The 19,572-nt window shown below is 70.0% G+C and carries 4 protein-coding genes and 1 pseudogene; 1 reads left to right on the forward strand and 4 read right to left on the reverse strand.

The genetic code is table 11. The annotated features are described in order from the left end of the window. Positions 1-1,260 carry a TetR/AcrR family transcriptional regulator gene (locus LTV02_RS27455; protein ID WP_233034721.1) on the reverse strand — a complete coding sequence of 420 codons (1,260 nt, stop codon included), beginning with the start codon at positions 1,258-1,260 and terminating at the stop codon, positions 1-3. Between the two features lie 126 nt (positions 1,261-1,386). On the opposite strand from LTV02_RS27455, the gene LTV02_RS27460 reads away from it, so the two are divergent. Beyond that, positions 1,387-2,181: an enoyl-CoA hydratase-related protein gene (locus tag LTV02_RS27460; RefSeq protein WP_233034723.1), complete on the forward strand. Its 795-nt coding sequence runs from the start codon at positions 1,387-1,389 to the stop codon at positions 2,179-2,181. Between the two features lie 130 nt (positions 2,182-2,311). On the opposite strand, the gene LTV02_RS27465 is transcribed toward LTV02_RS27460, so the two are convergent. From LTV02_RS27465 to LTV02_RS27475, 3 genes and pseudogenes are all read right to left on the reverse strand, one after another. After that, the gene (locus LTV02_RS27465) at positions 2,312-3,556 is read right to left on the reverse strand and encodes an Nramp family divalent metal transporter (protein ID WP_233034724.1); all 1,245 of its coding nucleotides are present in this window, start codon (positions 3,554-3,556) and stop codon (positions 2,312-2,314) included. 463 nt (positions 3,557-4,019) lie between these two features. Next, a complete protein-coding gene (locus LTV02_RS27470) occupies positions 4,020-5,012 on the reverse strand; it encodes an alpha/beta hydrolase (RefSeq protein ID WP_067712490.1) in 993 nt (330 codons plus the stop codon). Positions 5,013-5,229: 217 nt separating this feature from the next. Continuing rightward, positions 5,230-19,377: pseudogene (locus LTV02_RS27475) on the reverse strand (amino acid adenylation domain-containing protein); the annotation flags it as partial. Positions 19,378-19,572: the final 195 nt, after the last annotated feature.

Consider the following 19,572-nt stretch of genomic DNA (forward strand, 5'->3'; position numbering starts at 1 on the left):
CTAGTCCCCCGCGCGCTCGGCGTGCGCGCCGAGCAGCACCGCGTTCATCAGCGCCGCCACCCGGGCCAGGTTCTCCCGGCGGCCGTCGAAGCGGATGCGGCGGCCGACATCGATGACCTGCGCGATGGCGGCGTGCACCCGGAACCGTGCCTCCACCTGGTCGCCGTCCAGCAGGTTCGCCCATTCCAGGACGTTCTGCCGCTGGATGGAGCGCAGCCGATGCTGTTCGGAGGCGGGCAGATTCGAGAATTCGGAGAAGTACACCGGCAGGATCTCGGGCATGGCGAAGGTCATGCGCGCGAACCGGGCGGCAATGTGCACGGCCGCGTCGGACCGGCTGGTGGATTCCGCGAGCGCCTCGGCATTGGCGATGGCCACCCGCTCCCCCGTGCGATGGAACGCCGCCGCCAGCAGATCGGCCTTGCTGCTGAAGTACCGGTACACGCTGGAGGCGTTGATGCCCGCCGCCGCGCCGATCTCCTCGATGCTGGCCTCGTGGTAGCCCTGCCGCCCGAAGATCCGGATCGCCTCGGTGAGCAGCTGTTCGCGTTTCGAAATGACCGGCAGCCCACGCAGATCGGGTTCGCCGGTGGCCGGCGGCGGGGCGGGCGGCAGCTCGGTGCGCAGCAGATCCCAGCAGATCTCGTCGATCAGATTCAGCAGCCGGGTGGTGGACAGCGCGGTCCGGTGCGCGGTGATGGAGCCGATGGCGCTGAGCACCGCGGCCGCGCGCAACATGACATCGGCCGGATCGGCGTCCGGGTACAGCGCGGCGATGGCCGCGGCGACGGTCTCGTGCAGTTCGGCGTAGATCACCCGGATGCGGGCCCGGTCCTCGCGTTCCAGGTATCGCCGCTCCCACCGGTACAGCCCGCCCTCGCGGCGCACGTCCACCGTGTACTCGGCAATGCCGCGGATCAGCGTGGTGAGTCGCGGTTCCGGTTCCAGGTTCGGATCGTCGGCGTTCTTGGCGGCGTCCAGCAGCTGCTGCGCGCCCCCTTCGGCGGCGGCCACCAGCAGCGCGTACTTATTGCGGAAGTGCCGGTACAGCGCGGGCCCGGAAATGCCGACCTCGGCGGCGATCTCGTCCACGCCGACCGGGTGATATCCCCGCTCGGCGAAGGCTCGAGCGGCTACCCTGACGATTTGCGCCTTGCGGTTCTTGGGCCGTCGGCGCGGGCCGGGTTCGCTGTCCGATCGCCCCGCCGGGCTGTCGGATCGCACCGAAGCGAGTGCGGCCTCGCTGCGATCGACGACCATGCGGTTTCTCCTTCTCCGAGCGGCACCGGCTGTTGACAGTGCCGGACGAATCCCCCTAAGTTAACCACAATTCGCACAGTTGAACACATTCGTGGCATTGTCGCCGCGCATTCACCGGGAGCAGCCATGAGCAATACCGCGACCACGCCGGGCTACACCGCGATTCAGGACGGCCGGGTGCTCCGGATCACCATCACCAACCCCCGGCGTAAGAATGCCATCGATTACGACACCATGTGGGCGCTCGGCGATACCGTGCTCGCGGCCGCGGCCAACCCGGATGTGCGGGTAATTGTGCTGACCGGCGCGGGCGGGGACTTCTGCACCGGCGCTGACCTGGCGGCGAGTCCGGGTGAGGCCGAGCGCGGCATCACGCCCGAGATGACCATGGCGTGCGCCAATCGCATGATCAAAGCGGTGGTGGAGGCGCCCATTCCGGTGATCGCCCGGGTGCGCGGCGCGGCGGCCGGGGTGGGCGTGGCGTTCGCGCTCGCCGCGGATCTCACCTACGCGTCCGACGAGGCGTATCTGCTGCTGGCCTTCATCAATATCGGCCTGATGCCCGATGGCGGCGCAGCGGCCCTGGTGGCCGCGGCGGCGGGTCGTCCACTGGCCGCCGAAATGGCGTTGCTGGGCGATCGCCTGCCCGTGACCAAGGCGGTCGAGCACGGCCTGATCGCCGGCGTGTACACGCCCGAGGAACTCGACGCGAAAGTCGAAGCGGCCGCGGCCAAGATCGCCGATGGCCCGCGGCGCGCGCTCGAACTCACCAAGCGCGCCCTCAACCTCGCCACCCTCACCGCCCTCGACGGCGTCCTCGCCGCCGAGGCCGACGGCCAGGCGGAACTCCTGCGCCACCCCGATTTCGCCGAGGGCGCCGCGGCCATGCTCCAAAAACGCAAGCCCGTCTTCACCGCATAACCCCCCGTCTTCACCTCGAGGCCCCCGGTCGGAAACGGAACGGGCCCGCCCCCATCGGAGCGGACCCGTTCGTCGTACGCGGAGAGCACCGGCCCCCTGCGCCGGTTCTCTCAGAGTCTGTGCGGCGCAATCACTTCCCGGTCACGGTCAGGTAGATCAGCGCGACATTGAGCACGCTGATGATGGCCGCGACCAGCCACGCCAGCCCGGTGGTGACGCGGTGGTTCACGTCATTGCCCATGAGCGCGCGGTCACTGGTGAAGCGCACCAGCGGAATCAGCGCGAACGGGATGCCGAAGGACAGCACCACCTGCGAAATGATCAGCGCCCGTGTGGGATCGATGCCTGCGGCCAGCACCACCAGCGCCGGGATCAGCGTGATGAGCCGCCGGAACAGCAGCGGAATGTGCCGGTGCAGCAGGCCCTGCATGATCATGGCCCCCGCGTACGCGCCGACCGAGGTGGAGGCCAGGCCGGAGGCGAGCAGGCCGACCGCGAGCAGCAGCCCGGCCGCCGGGCCGAGCACATCGGTCACCGCGGCGTGCGCGGATTCCAGCGAATCCACATCCTCGCGCCCGCGCAGCGTATTCGCCGCCATCAGCAGCATGGCCAGGTTCACCGTGCCGGCCAGCAGCATGGCCAGCCCGACGTCGTAGCGGGTGATCTTCAGCAGCCGGGCGCGCGCCGGTCCCGGTTCCGGGCTGCCGTGCCGGTCGCGAGCCAGCCCGGAGTGCAGGTAGACGGCGTGCGGCATGACGGTCGCGCCGATCATGGCGGCGGCCAGCAGCACGCTCTCGGTGCCGTCGAAGCGCGGCACCAGCCCGCCGATGGTGCCGGACACCGAGGGCGGCGAGATGAACACGGACGCCAGGAATCCGATGGCGATGATGCCGAGCAGTCCGACGATGACCCGTTCGAACGGCTTCTGCCCGCGATGGTTCTGGATCATCAGCAGGAACAGCGACACCACGCCGGTGATCACGCCGCCGAGCAGCAAAGGCAGCCCGAACAGCAGATTCAGCGCGATGGCCCCGCCCACCACTTCGGCGAGATCCGTTGCCATGGCGACGGTTTCGGCCTGCCCCCAGTACGCCAGCCGCATCGGCCGGCTCGCCTTGTCCCGCACCGCCTCGGGTAGCGACATGCCCGTCACCAGCCCCAGCTTGGCCGACAGGAACTGCACGAGCCCCGCCATCACATTGGCCATGACGATGACCCAGACCAGCAGATACCCGAACTGCGCCCCCGCGCTGATATTCGAGGCGACATTGCCCGGATCCACATACGCGATAGCGGCGACGAAGGCCGGCCCGAGCAGAACCGAAGCCGCTCTAGCGCGCTGAAACCTGCCGCGGGGTTCTGCCAAGGTAGTCACAACAATAGTTTAAGGCTAACCGAACTTTTTGTTCAGCCCCTCCCCCCGAAACGAAACCGCCGGACCCACACAACCTTCACAATCCGATCAGTCGGTATGAAGCTCACCGCGAACCGCCGACCCCTGATCCGCCCGCCGCTCCCGCGCACCAACCTGAAACCCCAGCAGCAACAAGCACCCCCGCACACTCGACGCTCCCGGCAACCGCCGCCTCACGCCCCGGGAGCCGCGCACTCTTCCCTCACAACGACCACGCCCCGGGAGCCGCGCACTCTTCCCTCACAACGACCACGCCCCGGGAGCCGCGCACTCTTTCCCACAACGACCACGCCCCGGGACGCCTCGCCTTCTTCCCCATCGACGACCACAACCACGCCCCGAGAATCGCCCCTTTCCTCCACCAACGACCACGCCCCCGACCGCTTTGCGGTCGGGGGCGTGTCTTGCTTCTACAGTGCGGGCGCTACAGCCCGAGCCCGCGGGCCAGCACCGGCCACGAGTTCATGAACTCGTCGTTCCAGTAACCCCACGAGTGGGTGCCGCCGGAGCGGAAGTTGTACGTCGCGGGAATGCCCAGCGAATCCAGCTTCGACTTCAGGTTGGCGGTGCAGTAGTTGGTGCCCGCCTCGATGGCCCCGCCGATGATCAGCTGGTTGGCCAGGCCGTAGGCGCCGGGCAGCGCGTACTGACCGTTGAGGGTGTCGTACTGGCCGGGCAGCCCGTTGCCGGTGGAGATGTAAAGCTCGGTGCCACGCAGCTTTTCGGCGTTCACGACCGGATCGTGCGCGGCCCACTCGGGCGAGTTCTCCTCGCCGTACATGTTCTCCAGCTTGCCGCCGCCCCAGGTCTCGACGGTGAGGCGCATGAACTCACGGCCGACCGGATCGGCGAACTGCGCGCAACCGGAGTAGGCGGCAGCGGCCTTGAACAGGCCCGGCTTGACCTCGGGCAGCTGCAGCACGGTGGTGCCGGAGGTGGAGATGCCGGCCACGGCGTTGACGCCGTTGGTGCCGAGCGCGCCCTCGATCAGCGGCGGCAGTTCCTCGGTGAAGAACGTCGTCCACTTGTTGCGGCCCAGCGTCGGGTCGTCGTTCTGCCAGTCGGTGTAGTAGCTCCACTTACCGCCGATGGGCTGAATGACGTTCACGTCTTTGTCGGCGAGGAAGCCGTTGACGATATTGGTCTTCTTCACCCAGGAGGCGTCGTCCTGACCGCCGCCCGCGCCGTTGAGCAGGTACAGCACCGGGCGCGGCACCGAGGCGTCGGCGGGGCGCTGCACGTCGACCGGGTAGGTGGCGTCCATGGCCGCGGAGTAGACGTAGAGCCGGATGTTCCGGCCGTCCTTCATCTCGGCCTTGGTGATCTTCGACCCGTCCGGGGCAACGGGATCGGCCAGCAGCTTCTTGCTGTCGATGATCGGGTCAGCGGACGCGGAGGTCACGCCGACGCCGGACACCAGACCGGCGAGCACCGCTGTGGCGGCTACGAAGGCCGCGGCGCGCGCACCGCGGCGGCGGTTCGCGACGCCACTCCGGACATGTCGACGAATCAATGTTTCGCACCTTCATCTCGTGTCGATTTACTGGCTGACGAGCACTAACCGGGTTCTCCGGACGGTAGCCGCACCCCGACAGACCATACGGCCTGACTCATCGCCGCGATAGCGCTGAATGTTACGGGTTGGTCGCGCGCCCGTGTTCGGCGAGTCCGCCCAGCGCCTGCACCCAGCCCTCGACGAGCTTCTTGACGTCATCCAGTTCCAGCACCGCGCCCGCGAAGTCGAAGCGGGCGATCAGGCCGTCCTGGCTGGTGTCCACGGTCAGGTCGAGGTAGAGGTCGTCGGCCACCGGCTCCGGGTACACCCGCGCGGGGCGCAGGTCCCGGTACCGGAATCCGATGCGGCCCACCGGGAGTGTCGCGATATCGGCGACGGTGGCCGGGTTCAGGTGCCGCAGCAGCCCGAATCCGACGCCGTGCGCCGGGACCGCACGCACCGCGTCCCGTACCTGCCCGATGGCCTTGCCCGCGTCCGGTCCGCCGCGCCGCACCTCGTCGAGGTCGACGCCGTCGAGCCGCAGCGGGAACGGGTAGGCGGTGCTGAACGCGCCGACCGTGCGCCGGCCCGCGGCATCGCCGGCCAGTCGCCCGTCGGCGATCAACCGCACCACCGAACCCGTTGCCTTGCGGGCGGATTCGCTGTCCCGGTCGAGCAGGGTGACCGCGAGGGCGGTCAGCAGCACATCGTCGATATCGGCGTGCAGGCGGCGCGCCACCGCGTCCACGGCCGCCGCGCCTTCCCCGGTGATGGACACCGACACCCGGCCGCGCCCGGTGGGGCGGCCGCCGGCGGTGATCTCGTCGGGTGAGATGCCGGCGGTGGCGGAGGCCAATGCGGTACGCCACCAACCCAATTCGCCGACGGTGTCGGGCGCGGCGGCCTGTTCGGCCAGTCCGCGCGCGATGCCGAGCGGATGCGCGTCCGCGCTGGGCGGCGTGGCGTGCCCGCCGGACCAGGAGGCGGTGAGGTCCTCGATGATGGTGCGCCACGAGGTGTCGTCCACGACGAGCCCGTTGGCGACCACCACCAGCACCGCGGCGGGCCGCAGTTCCGGTTCCACCGCCGCGTCCTCGGGCAGGTTCTCGAGCAGCACGAACCGGACGTGGTAGCCCTTCTCCGGATCCAGTTCCGCGGCGGCGGCCTGGATCACGGCCTCGATCGGATTGCCGACGGCTTCCACATTGGGATCGATCTGCCACACCGCGGCGGCCGCCGGAGCGGGCTGCCCCGGAATATCCAGCACCACCGCATCACCCGTACGCCGCAACCGCCCCCACAGCGCCGGATGCCGATCCAGCAGCGTGGCGACGGACCGCCGCACCCGCGAACCGGACACATCGGCGGCGATATCCAGGGTGATCGCCCGCACCCACAACCCGGAAGGCTCGATCTCCAGCAGCCCGACCGCCCCCGCCGGCAATGGCGAAACCTGCCCGACAGCGGTCAACCGCGGCCCCATATTCGGCACCGGCGGCGTGACCGGCCGCGCGGCGACCGGCTCGGGTTCCGGTTCGGCTTCCGGTTCCGGCGTCGAATCCGGCTCGTCCACAGCGGATTCCGCCGGTTCGCTAACCTTCAGATCACCCAGCGAGGAATCACCGAGACTGAAGTGATCCGGTGCCGCTTCCGAGGAGTCTTCGGTCGTTGCCGACTCCCCGGATTCGTGCGCATCGGCTTCGAGCTCATCGTCCTCGGTGTCGAGATCGTCGGACTCGTGCGGCTTCAGCCCGGCGGCGAGATCCTCCGGCTTGATGACCGGCAGCACCTGCGTGATCGCCCAGTCCGCGCCCGAATCGGAACCCGGCCCACTCCCGGCGCGCTCGCCTGCGGCGTCGGATTCGGCCGTGTCACGCTCACCGGCACGGGTTTCCGCGGCATCGCTCACCGCGACGGCACCGAAAGCTCCGGAGGTCGTACCCGCTGAGGGCAGCCGGCTCGCGCCCGCATCAGCTGTGGCCGCGTCAATGGTGCCCGCGCCACGACCGTCGAAACCGGAAGCAGCCGTTCCGCGTTCGGCGACGCCGCTCGCTGCCCGGGTCGCGTCGTCACTACCACCGCTCTGGAGCAGCTGCGCCAGGCGCGGCCCGATTTCGGCGAATGCCTCGGCGCTCGTCATCTGCGGATGGCGCAGGGGCAGAACGTAATCGGACACTCCGGTGGCGAACGGTTCCCATTCGGCGGGGGAGCCGACGCGTTCGCCCGGGTTGTGGATGGAGGCGCGGAATAGTTCGAGGCGGCCGTCGAAGCGGTCGGGCTGGTAGGCGGCGGCGAGTTCGACGGTGCGCATGGCGCCGCGGTAGACCCGGCGCACGCGCTCGAAGGTGAGGGAGGCGAGTTCCGGGGGCAGGGCGGCGGTCAGGGCGGCGAGGGCGTCGTCGCCCATCTCGCGCAGGTCCGCCGGGAAGGCGTCGGCGGGGACGCCGAGTTGCATGAATTCGTCGCGGACCGCCTTGCGGAAGTAGTCCACGTCGATTTCGGGGAAGGCGTCGAGGATGCCGAGCAGTTCCACCCGCTCCCCCGCCGCCCGCAGTTCGGTGGCGATGGAGTGGGCGATCATGCCGCCCAGCGAGTAGCCGATGACCCGGTACGGGCCGTGCGGCCGCACCGAGCGGATGGCCTCCAGGTATTGCGCGACCAGATCGCCGAAGGTGGCCGGGTCGTAGTCGTCGTCGGTCAGCGCCCGCGACTGCAAACCGTAGATCGGCTGATCCGCCGGCAGGTGCTCGGCGAGTCCGGCGAACGGCCAGGCCAGGCCGGACAGCGGCGGGGCACAGAACAGCGGCGGCTGCGTGCCGGTCGCCCGGATCGGCAGCACCGGCTGCAGGCTCGCGTCGGCATCGGAGTCGAGGCTGTCCCCGGCTTCGATGCGCGCGCTCAGCCCCGCCACGGTCGGATCGGTGAAGAACCACGCGACAACGACATTCGCTCCGGTCCGGCGGCGCAGCTCGCCGACCACCCGGGTGGCCAGCAGCGAGTTGCCGCCGAGCGCGAAGAAGCTGTCGTGGATGCCGACCTGGTCCAGGCCGAGCACCTCCGCCACGGCATCGGCGACGGTCTGCTCCAGTTCCGTTCGCGGCGCCTGGAATTCGCGCCGGGTGAGCACCGGTTCCGGCAGCGCCCGGCGGTCGAGCTTGCCGACCGGGGTGAGTGGGATGGCGTCGAGGACCGTAATGGCCGTCGGCACCATGTATTCCGGCAGCCGGCCCGCGACATGCGCGGTGAGCGCCGCGGTGTCGATCTCGTGCCCGGCGACCGGCAGCACGTAGGCGGCCAGGATGGTGGCCCCGGCCTCGGTCCGGTGCCCCACGGTGACCGCGAAGTCCACACTCTCGTGCGAGGCCAGGGCGGTGTCGATCTCGCCGAGTTCGATGCGGAAACCGCGCACCTTGACCTGGAAGTCGGAACGCCCGATGTATTCGATGGTCCGCTCCGGCGTCCACCGCACCACGTCACCGGTCCGGTACATGCGTTCCCCGGCGGCGTACGGATGCGCCACGAACCGTTCGGCATTCAGCGCCGGACGCTCGTGGTAGCCGCGCGCCAGCTGGATGCCCGCCAGGTACAGCTCGCCCGCGACGCCGACCGGCACGGGCCGCAAACGGTCGTCGAGCACCAGCGCCTGCACACCGCGAATCGGACCGCCGATGGTGAGCTGATCGCCCGGCGCCAGCGGTTCGCTCATGGTGGTGACGATGGTGGTCTCGGTCGGACCGTACACATTGTGGAAGGCGCGAATCCGGCCGTCCGCCAAGGGCAGCGCCCACTTGTCGATGAGTTCGGCGGGCACCGCTTCACCGCCGGCGGCCAGCATGCGCAGGCTGTCCAGGCCCTCCGGGTCGAGGGTGGACAGCGCGGCCGTGGTGATGAACGCGTGCGTGACCTGTTCGCGCTTGATCACCTCGGCGAGTTCGGCGCCGCCGTAGATCCCCGGCGGCACCACGACCAGGGTGCCGCCCGCGGCGATCGCGAACAGGTGTTCCATCATCGATCCGTCGAACGACGGCGTGGCGAAATGCAGTGCGCGCGTGGACGAGTCGAGGCCATAGCGCGCGATCTGGGCGGCATTGAAGTTGGCCAGGCCGGCGTGCGTGACGATCACGCCCTTGGGCACGCCGGTGGAGCCGGAGGTGTACACCACGTAGGCCCCGTGCTGCGGATGCAGCGGGCGCACCCGCTCGGCGTCGGTGATCGGGGTGTCGGGGTGCCGGTCGACGTCGAGCACGAAGCGCCGCTCGTCCAGCGCGATCCAGTCGGTGCCGCCGGCGGCCGCGCGCAGCGCCGGAATGTCCGGGCTCAGCGAAAGGCCCAGTCCCACACCCGAATCGGTGAGCATGTGGGCGATCCGGTCGGCCGGGTAGTCCGGGTCGATCGGCACGAAGATGGCGCCGGTCTTGATGACCGCCCAGGTGGTGAGCACCGATTCGATGGAGCGCCGGATGGCCACGGCCACCGGCACGTCCGGTCCCGCGCCGGCGGCGATGAGGGCGCGCGCCAGCTTGGAGGAGGCGGCGTCCAGATCCGAGTAGTCGAAGGACCGGCCCCGGTGCACGACCGCGGGCCCGGACGGATTGGCCAGCACCGCTTCGCGCATGAGATCGGGCAGGGTGCGCGGCGGCACGGCCGGTCCGCCGGTGCGATCGACGAGATCGGCGTGTTCGGCGGCCGAGAGCAGGCCCAGATCGCCGACCGGCAGCTCGGGCCGCGCCACGATGTCCTCGAGCAGTCGCACGAAGCGCTGCGCGAACACTTCCACGGTGGCCTCGTCGAACAGGTCACGCGCGTAGGTGAAGATGGCGGTCGCGCCCGCGTCGGCGCTGCTCGCGATGGTCAGCAGCAGATCGAATTTGGCGGTGGCATTGTCGAATTCGACCGCGCCGACCCGCAGCCCGGGCAGTTCGAAGCCCGCGTCGGGCAGGTTCTCGAACGACAGCGCCACCTGGAACAGCGGATTGCGCGAGGTGGAGCGTTCCGGGTTGAGCAGTTCGACGAGCCGCTCGAACGGCACGTCGGCGTGCGCGAAGGCGGCCAGATCGGTGTCCTTGACGGCCGCGAGGAGTTCCTCGAACGTCTGCTGTCCGTGCACCCCGGTGCGCAGCACCAGCGTGTTGACGAACATGCCGATCACATCGTCGAGTTCGGCTTCGCCACGACCCGCGATGGGCGTGCCGATGGCGATGTCCGCGGTGCCGGAGAGCCGGGCCAGGAACACCGCGAGCGCGGTGTGCATGACCATGAACTGGGTGGCGTTGCGTTCCCGGGCGATGCGCCGCAGCGCCTGCTGCAGTTCCGCGCCGATCTCGAAGGTGACGGTGCCGCCGCGCATGGAGGCCACCGGCGGGCGCGGGCGATCCGACGGCAGGTTCAGCTCGTCCGGAATGCCGGCGAGGGTGCTGCGCCAGAACTCGGTCTGCGCGGTGATGAGGCTGTCCGGATCGTCCTCGGAGCCGAGCACTTCGCGCTGCCACAGCGTGTAGTCCGCGTACTGGATCGGCAGCGGCGACCAGGCCGGGGCTTCCCCGTTGGTGCGCGCGGCGTAGGCGAGCATGACGTCGCGGGTGAGCGGGCCCATGGACCAGCCGTCGGCGCTGATGTGATGCGCCACGAACACCAGCACGTGCTCGTGTTCGGCGCCTTCGACCCGGAACAGCTTGGCGCGCAACGGCACTTCGCGGGTGACGTCGAAGCCGGCGGACAGAATCCCGGCGATGCGATGCGGCAGCGTGCCGGCGGTCACCAGCACCGGGGTCAGGTCCGGCACGGCCTGTACGGCGGGCCGCACGACCTGCCGGGCCGCCCCGTCGATCTGCGGGTAGACGGTGCGCAGCGATTCGTGCCGCCCGATGGTGTCGGCGACGGCCTGCTGCAGCGCGTCCACATCCAGATCGCCGGTGAGCCGCACGGCCACCGGAATGTTGTAGGCGGCCGAGTCCACATCGAACTGGTTGAGGAACCACATGCGCTGCTGTGCCAGCGACAGCGGCAGCACCTCGGGACGCGGTCCGGCGACGAGCGCCTTGCGCCCGGTCCCCGCCCGCTGCTCCACCTTGATGGCGAGCGCGGCGACGGTGGACGCCTCGAACAGCAGGCGCACCGGGACGCGGGCATCGAGGGCCGCGCCCAGCCGGGCCGCGACCTGGGTGGCGACCAGGGAGTTGCCGCCGAGGGCGAAGAAGTCGTCGTCCGCGCCGACCCTTTCGGTCCCGAGCACCTCGGCGAACACGTTCGCCACGATCTCTTCGATAGGAGTGGACGGCGCGCGGAACGCGGTGGTCTCGAATTCGGGTTCCGGCAGGGCCTTTCGATCCAGCTTGCCGTTGACGTTCAACGGCAGCGCGTCGAGGACCACGAAGGCCGACGGCACCATGTACGACGGCAGTGCGGCGGCGAGCGCCGATTTCACCTGCGCCACATCGATATCCGCGCCGGCGGGCACCAGGTACGCCACCAGGCGATCCCCGGTGCGCTGATCCGACTTGGCCAGCACCGCGACATTCGCGATCTCCGGCATGGCCAGCAGCGCCGCCTCGATCTCACCGAGTTCGATGCGGAAGCCACGGATCTTCACCTGGAAGTCGGTGCGGCCCCGGTAGTCCAGTTCGCCGTCCGCGTTCCAGGCCACCAGGTCACCGGTGCGGTACATGCGCTCGCCGTGCCCGAACGGGTTGGCCACGAAGCGATCCGCGGTCAGGTCCGGCCGGCCGAAGTATCCGCGCGCCAGCTGATCGCCCGCCAGGTACAGCTCACCGGAGACACCCACCGGCACCGGCCGCAGACGCGAATCCAGCACGTACACCCGGCTGTTCCACTCCGGCGCGCCGATGGACACGCCGATCTGGTCGGCATCGGTCACCGTATGCGTGGTGATGGACACCGCCGCCTCGGTGGGCCCGTACAGGTTGAACAGCGTCGCACCCGGATTCGCACCCCGGAACCGCTGCGCCACCGAAGCGGGCAGCGCCTCGCCGATGGCCAGCACCCGCCGCAGCGAATCCGTCAGCCGCCCACCGGATTCCGTCATCAACGCCGCCAGCATGGACGGCACCGCATGCAGCGTGGTGACGCCTTCGCGCACCATGAGCTCGTTCAGATACACCGGATCCCGATGCCCGTCGGCACCGGCGATCACCAGTCGCCCACCGCACACGGCAGCCGACCAGAACTCCCACACCGAAAGGTCGAAGGTAGCGGCCGTCTTCAACAGCACCGCGTCATCCGCACCCAGCCCGAATTCCGCGGTCTTCCACTGCAACTGGTTGGACACCGCCGCATGCGGCAACGCCACACCCTTCGGCCGCCCGGTCGAACCGGACGTGAAGATCACATACGCCGTGTTCTGCGGCCGCAGCGGCGAGACCCGCTCGGTGTCGGCAACAGCCGTGGCCGACAGGGCCGACAGCTCGACCTCGTCGATCCGGAGCACCGCTGTCCCGGCCGCCCCGTCAGACGCGGGGGCGGGCAGCTCGAAACCATCGCGCGACGTGGTCAGTACGCACACCGGCGCGGCCGTCTCGAGAATGTAGCCGGTGCGCTCGGCCGGCTGGTCCGGATCGACGGGTACGTACGCGCCACCCGCGACGGATACCGCGTACATGGCCACGACCAGATCCACCGAGCGCCGGATCGCCAGCGCCACCCGGGACTCGGGGCCGACGCCCAACGAGATCAGTTGTCGTGCCAGGGGATTCACGCGCTGCGCCAGGTCGGCGTAGGTCAGGATCTCACCGTCGGGGCCGACGAGTGCGACCGCTTCCGGCGATTTCGCCACGGTGGCGTCGAGCAGCGACGCCAGGGTCGCGGCCGAATCCACCTGGTGGGCGGTCGCATTGCGCGCTTCGAGGAGTTCGGCGCGTTCGCCTTCGGCCAGCAGGTCGATGTCGCCGGCGCGCACGGAGCTGTCCGCGACCACGGCGGCGAGCAGGCGCGAGAGGCGTTCCAGCATGCCCGCGACGGTCGAGGCGTCGAACAGGTCGGAGGCGTAGGTGATGAAGCCGCCGATGCCCGCCGGTGCGCCGGTTTCGTCGTAGGTGTCGGAGACGATCAGGTGCAGATCGAACTGCGAGACTTCGACTTCCGCGCTGAGCCCGGCGACGGTCAGGCCCGGCAGTTCCAGGCTCTGCTGCGCCATGTTCTGGAACGACAGGCCGACCTGGAAGAGCGGGTGGTGCGCGGTGGAGCGCGGCGGGCTGAGCACCTCGACGAGGCGCTCGAACGGAATGTCGGCGTGCGAGAACGCCTGCAGGTCGGTTTCGCGCTGGCGGGCGAGCAGTTCGGCGAAGGTGGCATTGCCGTCGACCCGGGTGTGGAAGACGACGGTATTGACGAACATGCCGATGAGGTCGTCGAGTTCGCGTTCACCACGCCCCGCGACCGGCGTGCCGATGGCGATATCGCCGGTCCCGGACAGGCGCGCGAGCAGCAGCGCGTACGCGGTGTGCACCACCATGAACAGGGTCGAGTTGTGTTCGCGCGCCAGCCGCACCAGTCCGGCGTGGGTGTCGGCGTCGATGACCACGTTCATGCGTGCGCCGGCCAGCGACGCCACGGCGGGCCGCGGCCGGTCGGTCGGCAGTTCGAGCAGGTCGGGCAGGCCGTCGAGTTCCTGCCGCCAGTAGCCGATCTGCTGGGCGGCAATGGATTCCGGATCGTTCTCGTCGCCGAGCACGGCCCGCTGCCACAGCGCGTAGTCGGCGTACTGCACGGCCAGCGGCGCCCAGCCGGGTTCGGATCCGGCGGCCCGCGCGGCGTACGCGGTCATGAGGTCGCGGGCCAGCGGGGCCATGGAGGAGCCGTCGGCGGCGATATGGTGCGCGACCACGGCGAGCACGTATTCCGGTGCGGAATCGGCTGCGCGGTCGGTGATTTCGAGCAGCCGCACCCGGATCGGCACCTCGCGGGTGACGTCGAACGGGGTCACCGCGAGCTCGTACACGGTGGCGGCGATCTCGGCCTCGGTGACCCGCAGGGTCTCCAGGCGCGCGGCCGCGGTGTCCGCGCCGGCGGGCAGTACGACCTGCACCGGGCCTTCGGGGGTTTCCGGGTACACGGTGCGCAGCACCTCGTGCCGCGCCACCACATCGTCGAGCGCCGCGGTCAGCGCCGCCACGTCGAGGCTGCCGGTGAGCCGCAGCCCGAACGGCAGGTTGTAGGCGGCCGATCCGGCGCCGATGGTGCCGTCGCCCTGGTCCTCGAACCGGTTGAGGAACCACATGCGCTGCTGTGCCAGCGAGAGCGGCAACCGCTCGGGCCGGGCGATCGAACCCAGCTCGTGCGTCCGTCCCCGCCGCGTCCGCGATTCGATGGCGGTGGCGAGCGCGGTCACGGTCGGCGTCTCGAACAGGGCGCGCACCGGCACCCGGTCCCCGACGGCCGCGCCCAGCCGCGCCACTACCTGCGTCGCGACCAGGGAGTTGCCGCCGAGTTCGAAGAAGTCGTCGTCCGCGCCGACCCGTTCGATGCCGAGCACCTCGGCGAAGACCCCCGCCACGATTTCCTCGACCGGCGTTGCCGGAGCCCGGAATTCGCGGCCGCTGAAGGTGGGCGCGGGCAGCGCCTTGCGATCCAGTTTGCCGCTGGGGTTCAGCGGGAATTCGTCCAGCGCGACGATGGTCGCCGGAATCATGTACGCGGGCAGGTGATCTGCGAGCGCGGCCAGCAGTTCGGCCTGTTCGATGGTCTGCCCCGGCTTCGGCACCGCGTACGCCACCAGCTGATCGCCGAGCTCGGAGCCCATCACCAGCGCGACGGCCGCCGACACGGAAGGCTGTGCCAGCAGCGCGGTCTCGATCTCGCCCAGTTCGATGCGCTGACCACGGAACTTGACCTGGAAGTCGGTGCGCCCGATGTAGTCCAGCCGCTGCGGCCGATCCGCCCCTTCGCTGCGCCAGACCACGAGGTCGCCGGTGCGGTACATGCGCTCGCCGTCCCCGAAGGGGTTGGCCACGAAGCGATCCGCGGTGAGGTCCGGTCGGCGCACGTAGCCGCGCGCCAGCTGATCACCGGCCAGGTACAGCTCACCGGCGACGCCCGGCGGCACCGGCCGCAAGCCCGCGTCCAGCACGTAGACGCGAGTGTTCCACTGCGGCAGGCCGATCGGCACGGTGGGCCGTTCATCGCCGCGCGCCTGCCAGTAGGTCACCGATACCGCGGCCTCGGTGGGCCCGTACAGGTTGTGCACCTTGGCATCCGAGACCGCCGCGAAGGCGGCCACGGTCTCCGGCGGCAGCGCCTCGCCGATCACGAACACGTCGCGCAGGCTGCCGAGCCCGCCCGGCGCGGTGTGCGCGGCGAACACGGTGAGCATGGACGGCACGAAGTCGGTGACGGTGACCCGGTGCCGCGCAATGGCTTCCGCCACGTACTGCGGATCGCGGTGCCCGTCGTGGGTGGCGACCACCAGTGTCGCGCCGGTGCGCAGCGGCATGAAGTAGCCCCACAGCGACACGTCGAAGGTGGTGGCGGTCTTCTGCAGGTAGACGTCGCCCGGTCCCATCGGGTACTCGGCCAGCATCCAGGTGGTCTGGTTGTGGATGGCCCCGTGCGAGACGGCGACGCCCTTGGGGCGGCCGGTGGAGCCGGAGGTGAAGATGACGTAGGCGGGATGGTCCGGCCGCACCTTGCCGAGGAGTTCGGACGGGGCCAGCGGCGCACCGTTGAACACGCTGTTGTCGAGCACGTCGAGGAACACCACGCCGGTGTCGTCGGGCACCGGGACGGCGTCGGCGATGGTGGTGAGTACGCAGACCGGTTGCGCGGTATCGAGAATGTGCGCGATGCGCTCGGCCGGATGGTCCGGGTCCAGCGGCACGTACGCACCGCCCGCGGCGATGACCGCGTACATGCCGATGACCAGTTCCGGCGACCGCCGCAGCGACAGCCCGACCAGCGATTCCGGTCCGACGCCGTAGGCGATGAGCAGCCGGGCCAGCTTGTTCACCCGCTGATCGAATTCGCGGTAGGTGAGTTCGGTGCCCTCGTAGTGCAGGGCGACGGCGTCCGGATGTTCCGCGACCGCCCGGCGATACCCGTCGAGCAGCAGTTCCGGCGCGACGGGATGCCGGGTGTCGTTCCAGCCCAGCAGGATTCGTTCCCGCTCCGCGCCGTCGAGGAGTTCGAAGTCGCCGAGCCGGGTGCCGGGCGCGTCGGCGATGCCGGTGAGCAACCGCACCAGGCGATCGGCGAACCCGGCCACGGTGGCTTCGTCGAAAAGCTCGGTGGCGTAGGTGAACATGGCGGTCATGCCGTCGGCGGCGCCGTCGCGTTCACGCGGCAGCACCGACAGCTGCAGATCGAATTTCGCTACCGCGCCGTCGAATTCGACGGCTTCGGCGGTCAAGCCCGGCAGGTCCATGCGCGGGGTCTCGATATTGTGGAAGAACAGCGCCACCTGGAACAGCGGGTGGTGGGCCTGCGAGCGGACCGGGTCGAGGATCTCCACCAGGCGTTCGAAGGGCAGTTCGGCGTGCGAGAACGCCCCCAGGTCGGTCTCTTTCGCGGTTTCCAGGAGGTTGGCGAAGGTGTCGGCGGGGTCGATGCGGGTGCGCAGCACCAGGGTGTTGACGAACATGCCGATCAGGTCGTCGAGTTCGCGTTCACCGCGGCCGGCGACGGGGGTGCCGATCACGATGTCGTCACCGCCGGACAGCCGCGCCAGCAGGATCGCGAGCGCGCTGTGCATGACCATGAACGGCGAGGCGCCGCTGCGCTGGGCGAGTTCGTCCAGGCGCGCGTGCAGGGCGGCGTCGATCTCGAACTTGTGCACCGCGCCCGCACCGCTGGCCACCGAGGGCCGGGGGCGATCGGCGGGCAGGTCGAGCCGGTCCGGAATGCCCGCCAAAGCGGTACGCCAGTAATCGATCTGGGTGGCCGCGAGCGATCCGGCCTCGTGTTCGTCGCCGAGCAGCGCCCGCTGCCACAGCGTGTAGTCGGCGTACTGCACCGCCAGCGGTTCCCAGCTGACGGGCGCGCCGGCGTGGTGCGCGAAGTAGGCGGTGAGCAGGTCCCGCATGAACGGTCCGACCGACGCGCCGTCGGCCGCGATGTGGTGCACGACCACGGCGATCACGTAGTCGCCCGGTCCGGCCTCGGCCAGCTCGATGCGCAACGGCACCTCGGCGGCGACGTCGAAGCCGCGCACCGCCAGCGCGGTCAGCCAGCCCGGAATCTCCTCGGGCGCGACCGGTTTCGGCGTCAGGTCTGGAATCGCCTGTGCGGCGGGCAGAATCACCTGGTAGCCGGTGCCGTCGACGGCCGGGTACACGGTGCGCAGGGTTTCGTGCCGTTCCACCAGATCGGCGATGGCCGCCCGCAGCGCCGCCACATCCAATGCGTCTGCGCCGGGTTCGGTGGCGCGCAGCCGGATGGCGAACGGGATGTTGTTGGCCGCCGAGGCGGTGTCGAACTGGTTGAGGAACCACATGCGCTGCTGGGCCAGGGACAGCGGAATGCGTTCGGGCCGAGACTGCGGGGTGAGCGCGGGCCGCCCGCCCGCGCCGACCAGGGGCTCCAGCTGTGCGGCCAGCGCGGCCACGGTGGAGGCGGTGAAGATGACGCGGGCGGGGACGCGGGCGGAGATCTCCTGACCCAGCCGGGCCGCGACCCGGGTGGCGATGAGCGAGTTGCCGCCCAGTTCGAAGAAGTCGTCGTCGGCGCCGATCGGGTCGGCCGGATCCAGCAGGTCGGCGAAGACGCCCGCGACCAGCTCTTCCAGTTTGCCCGCCGGGGCGCGGAATTCCTTGGTGCGCAATTGCGGTTCGGGCAGCGCGCGGCGATCCAGCTTGCCGACCGGGGTCAGCGGAATGACGTCCAGGACCATGATGGTGGTGGGCACCATGTGCGCGGGCAAGCTCTGCTCGGCGTAGGCGGTCAGCTCGTCCACGTCGACGGTGAAACCCGGGGCGGCGTGCACGTAGGCGGCCAGAATGGTTGCGCCGGTGTCGAGTTTGTGGCCGACGGTGACGGCGAAGTCGACGCTGTCGTGTGAGCCGAGCACGGCGTCGATCTCGCCGAGTTCGATGCGGAAGCCGCGGATCTTGACCTGGAAGTCGTTGCGGCCCAGATATTCCACATCGCCGGAGGGCGTGCGCCGCACCAGGTCGCCGGTGCGGTAGAGCCGGGCGCCGCTGGGGTCCAGGGGATTCGCCACGAAACGCGCGGCGGTGAGCGCGGCCCGTTCGTGGTAGCCGCGCGCCACTTGCGCACCGCTGATGTACAACTCGCCGACCACGCCGTCCACCACCGGCACCAGGCGCTCGTCGAGCACGTATTCGGTGATGCCGCGCACCGGCCCGCCGATGGTGACCAGTTCGCCCGGCACCAGCGGCGCGCTGATATTGGTCATGATGGTGGTCTCGGTGGGCCCGTACCCGTTGTAGAACTCGCGGGTGCCGCCGTCGGCGATCGGAAGTACCCAGCGCCGCACCAGATCCGGCGGGCAGGCTTCACCGCCGGCGACCACCACGCGCAGTTCGTCCAGCCCGGCCGGATCGACCGAGGCCAGCGCGGCCGGGGTGATGAAGGCGTGGGTGACCCGTTCCCGGCGCAGCAGCGCGGCCAGTTCGTCACCGCCGAGCACGTCCGGCGAGGCGACCACCAGCGCGCCCGCGCCGCCGAGGGCGAGCAGCAGTTCCAGCACCGAGGCGTCGAAGGACGGCGAGGCGAAATGCAGTGCCCGCGATTCGGTTCCGGTGCGGTAGCGCTCGCGCTGTTCGTCGCAGAAGCCGGAAAGCCCGGCCTGGGTGACCACCACGCCCTTGGGCTTGCCGGTGGAACCGGAGGTGTAGATGACATAGGCAGGGTGTTCGGCGCGCAGCGGCCGCACCCGGTCCCCGGAGGTGATGGCCTCGTCCGGGTACTCCCCCACCTCGGCCACGAATTCGGCCGAGTCGATGCTCAGCCATTCGACATCGTCGGCCAGGTCCGCGCGCACCGCGGCCACGGTGAGCCCGAGCACGGCCCGCGAATCGGTGACCATGTGGGTGACGCGGTCGGCCGGATAGTTCGGATCGACCGGCACATAGCCCGCGCCGGTCTTGGCGACGCCCCACACCGCGACCACCGAGTCGAGCGAGCGCGGAATGCCGATGGCGACCAGGTCCTCGGGCCCGATGCCGCGATCGATGAGCAGCCGCGCCAGCCGGGTGGAGCGCTCGTCGAGCTCGGCGTAGGTCAGCGTGCCCAGGGTGGCGGCCGCGTCGGCGTACACGACGGCGAGTCCGCTCGGATTGGCTTCCACGGCCGTGGCCATGAGCTGGGGCAGGGTGGTGACGCGGGGGCGGCGGGTACGGGTGGGCCGCTGGCGAACCGGGCGGGTCATGCCGGTGCTCCCGCGTACATCGTGTTCCACTGTTCCCCGGCCACCCGAACCATGAACCGCTGCCTCATCCCTTGCCGTCGTACCCTGCGCGCATGCTGAAGCACACATCCTGATCCATCGAATCAAGCTGCGCCAACCGTTACCCAA

The sequence above is a fragment of the Nocardia yamanashiensis genome (assembly GCF_021183565.1).
GTDB classification, from domain to species: domain Bacteria; phylum Actinomycetota; class Actinomycetes; order Mycobacteriales; family Mycobacteriaceae; genus Nocardia; species Nocardia yamanashiensis.

Coding starts and splice junctions, on each gene's coding strand:
- LTV02_RS27455 (WP_233034721.1), bottom strand. CDS start 1,260: ATGGTCGTCGATCGCAGCGAGGCCGCACTCGCTTCGGTGCGATCCGAC.
- LTV02_RS27460 (WP_233034723.1), top strand. CDS start 1,387: ATGAGCAATACCGCGACCACGCCGGGCTACACCGCGATTCAGGACGGC.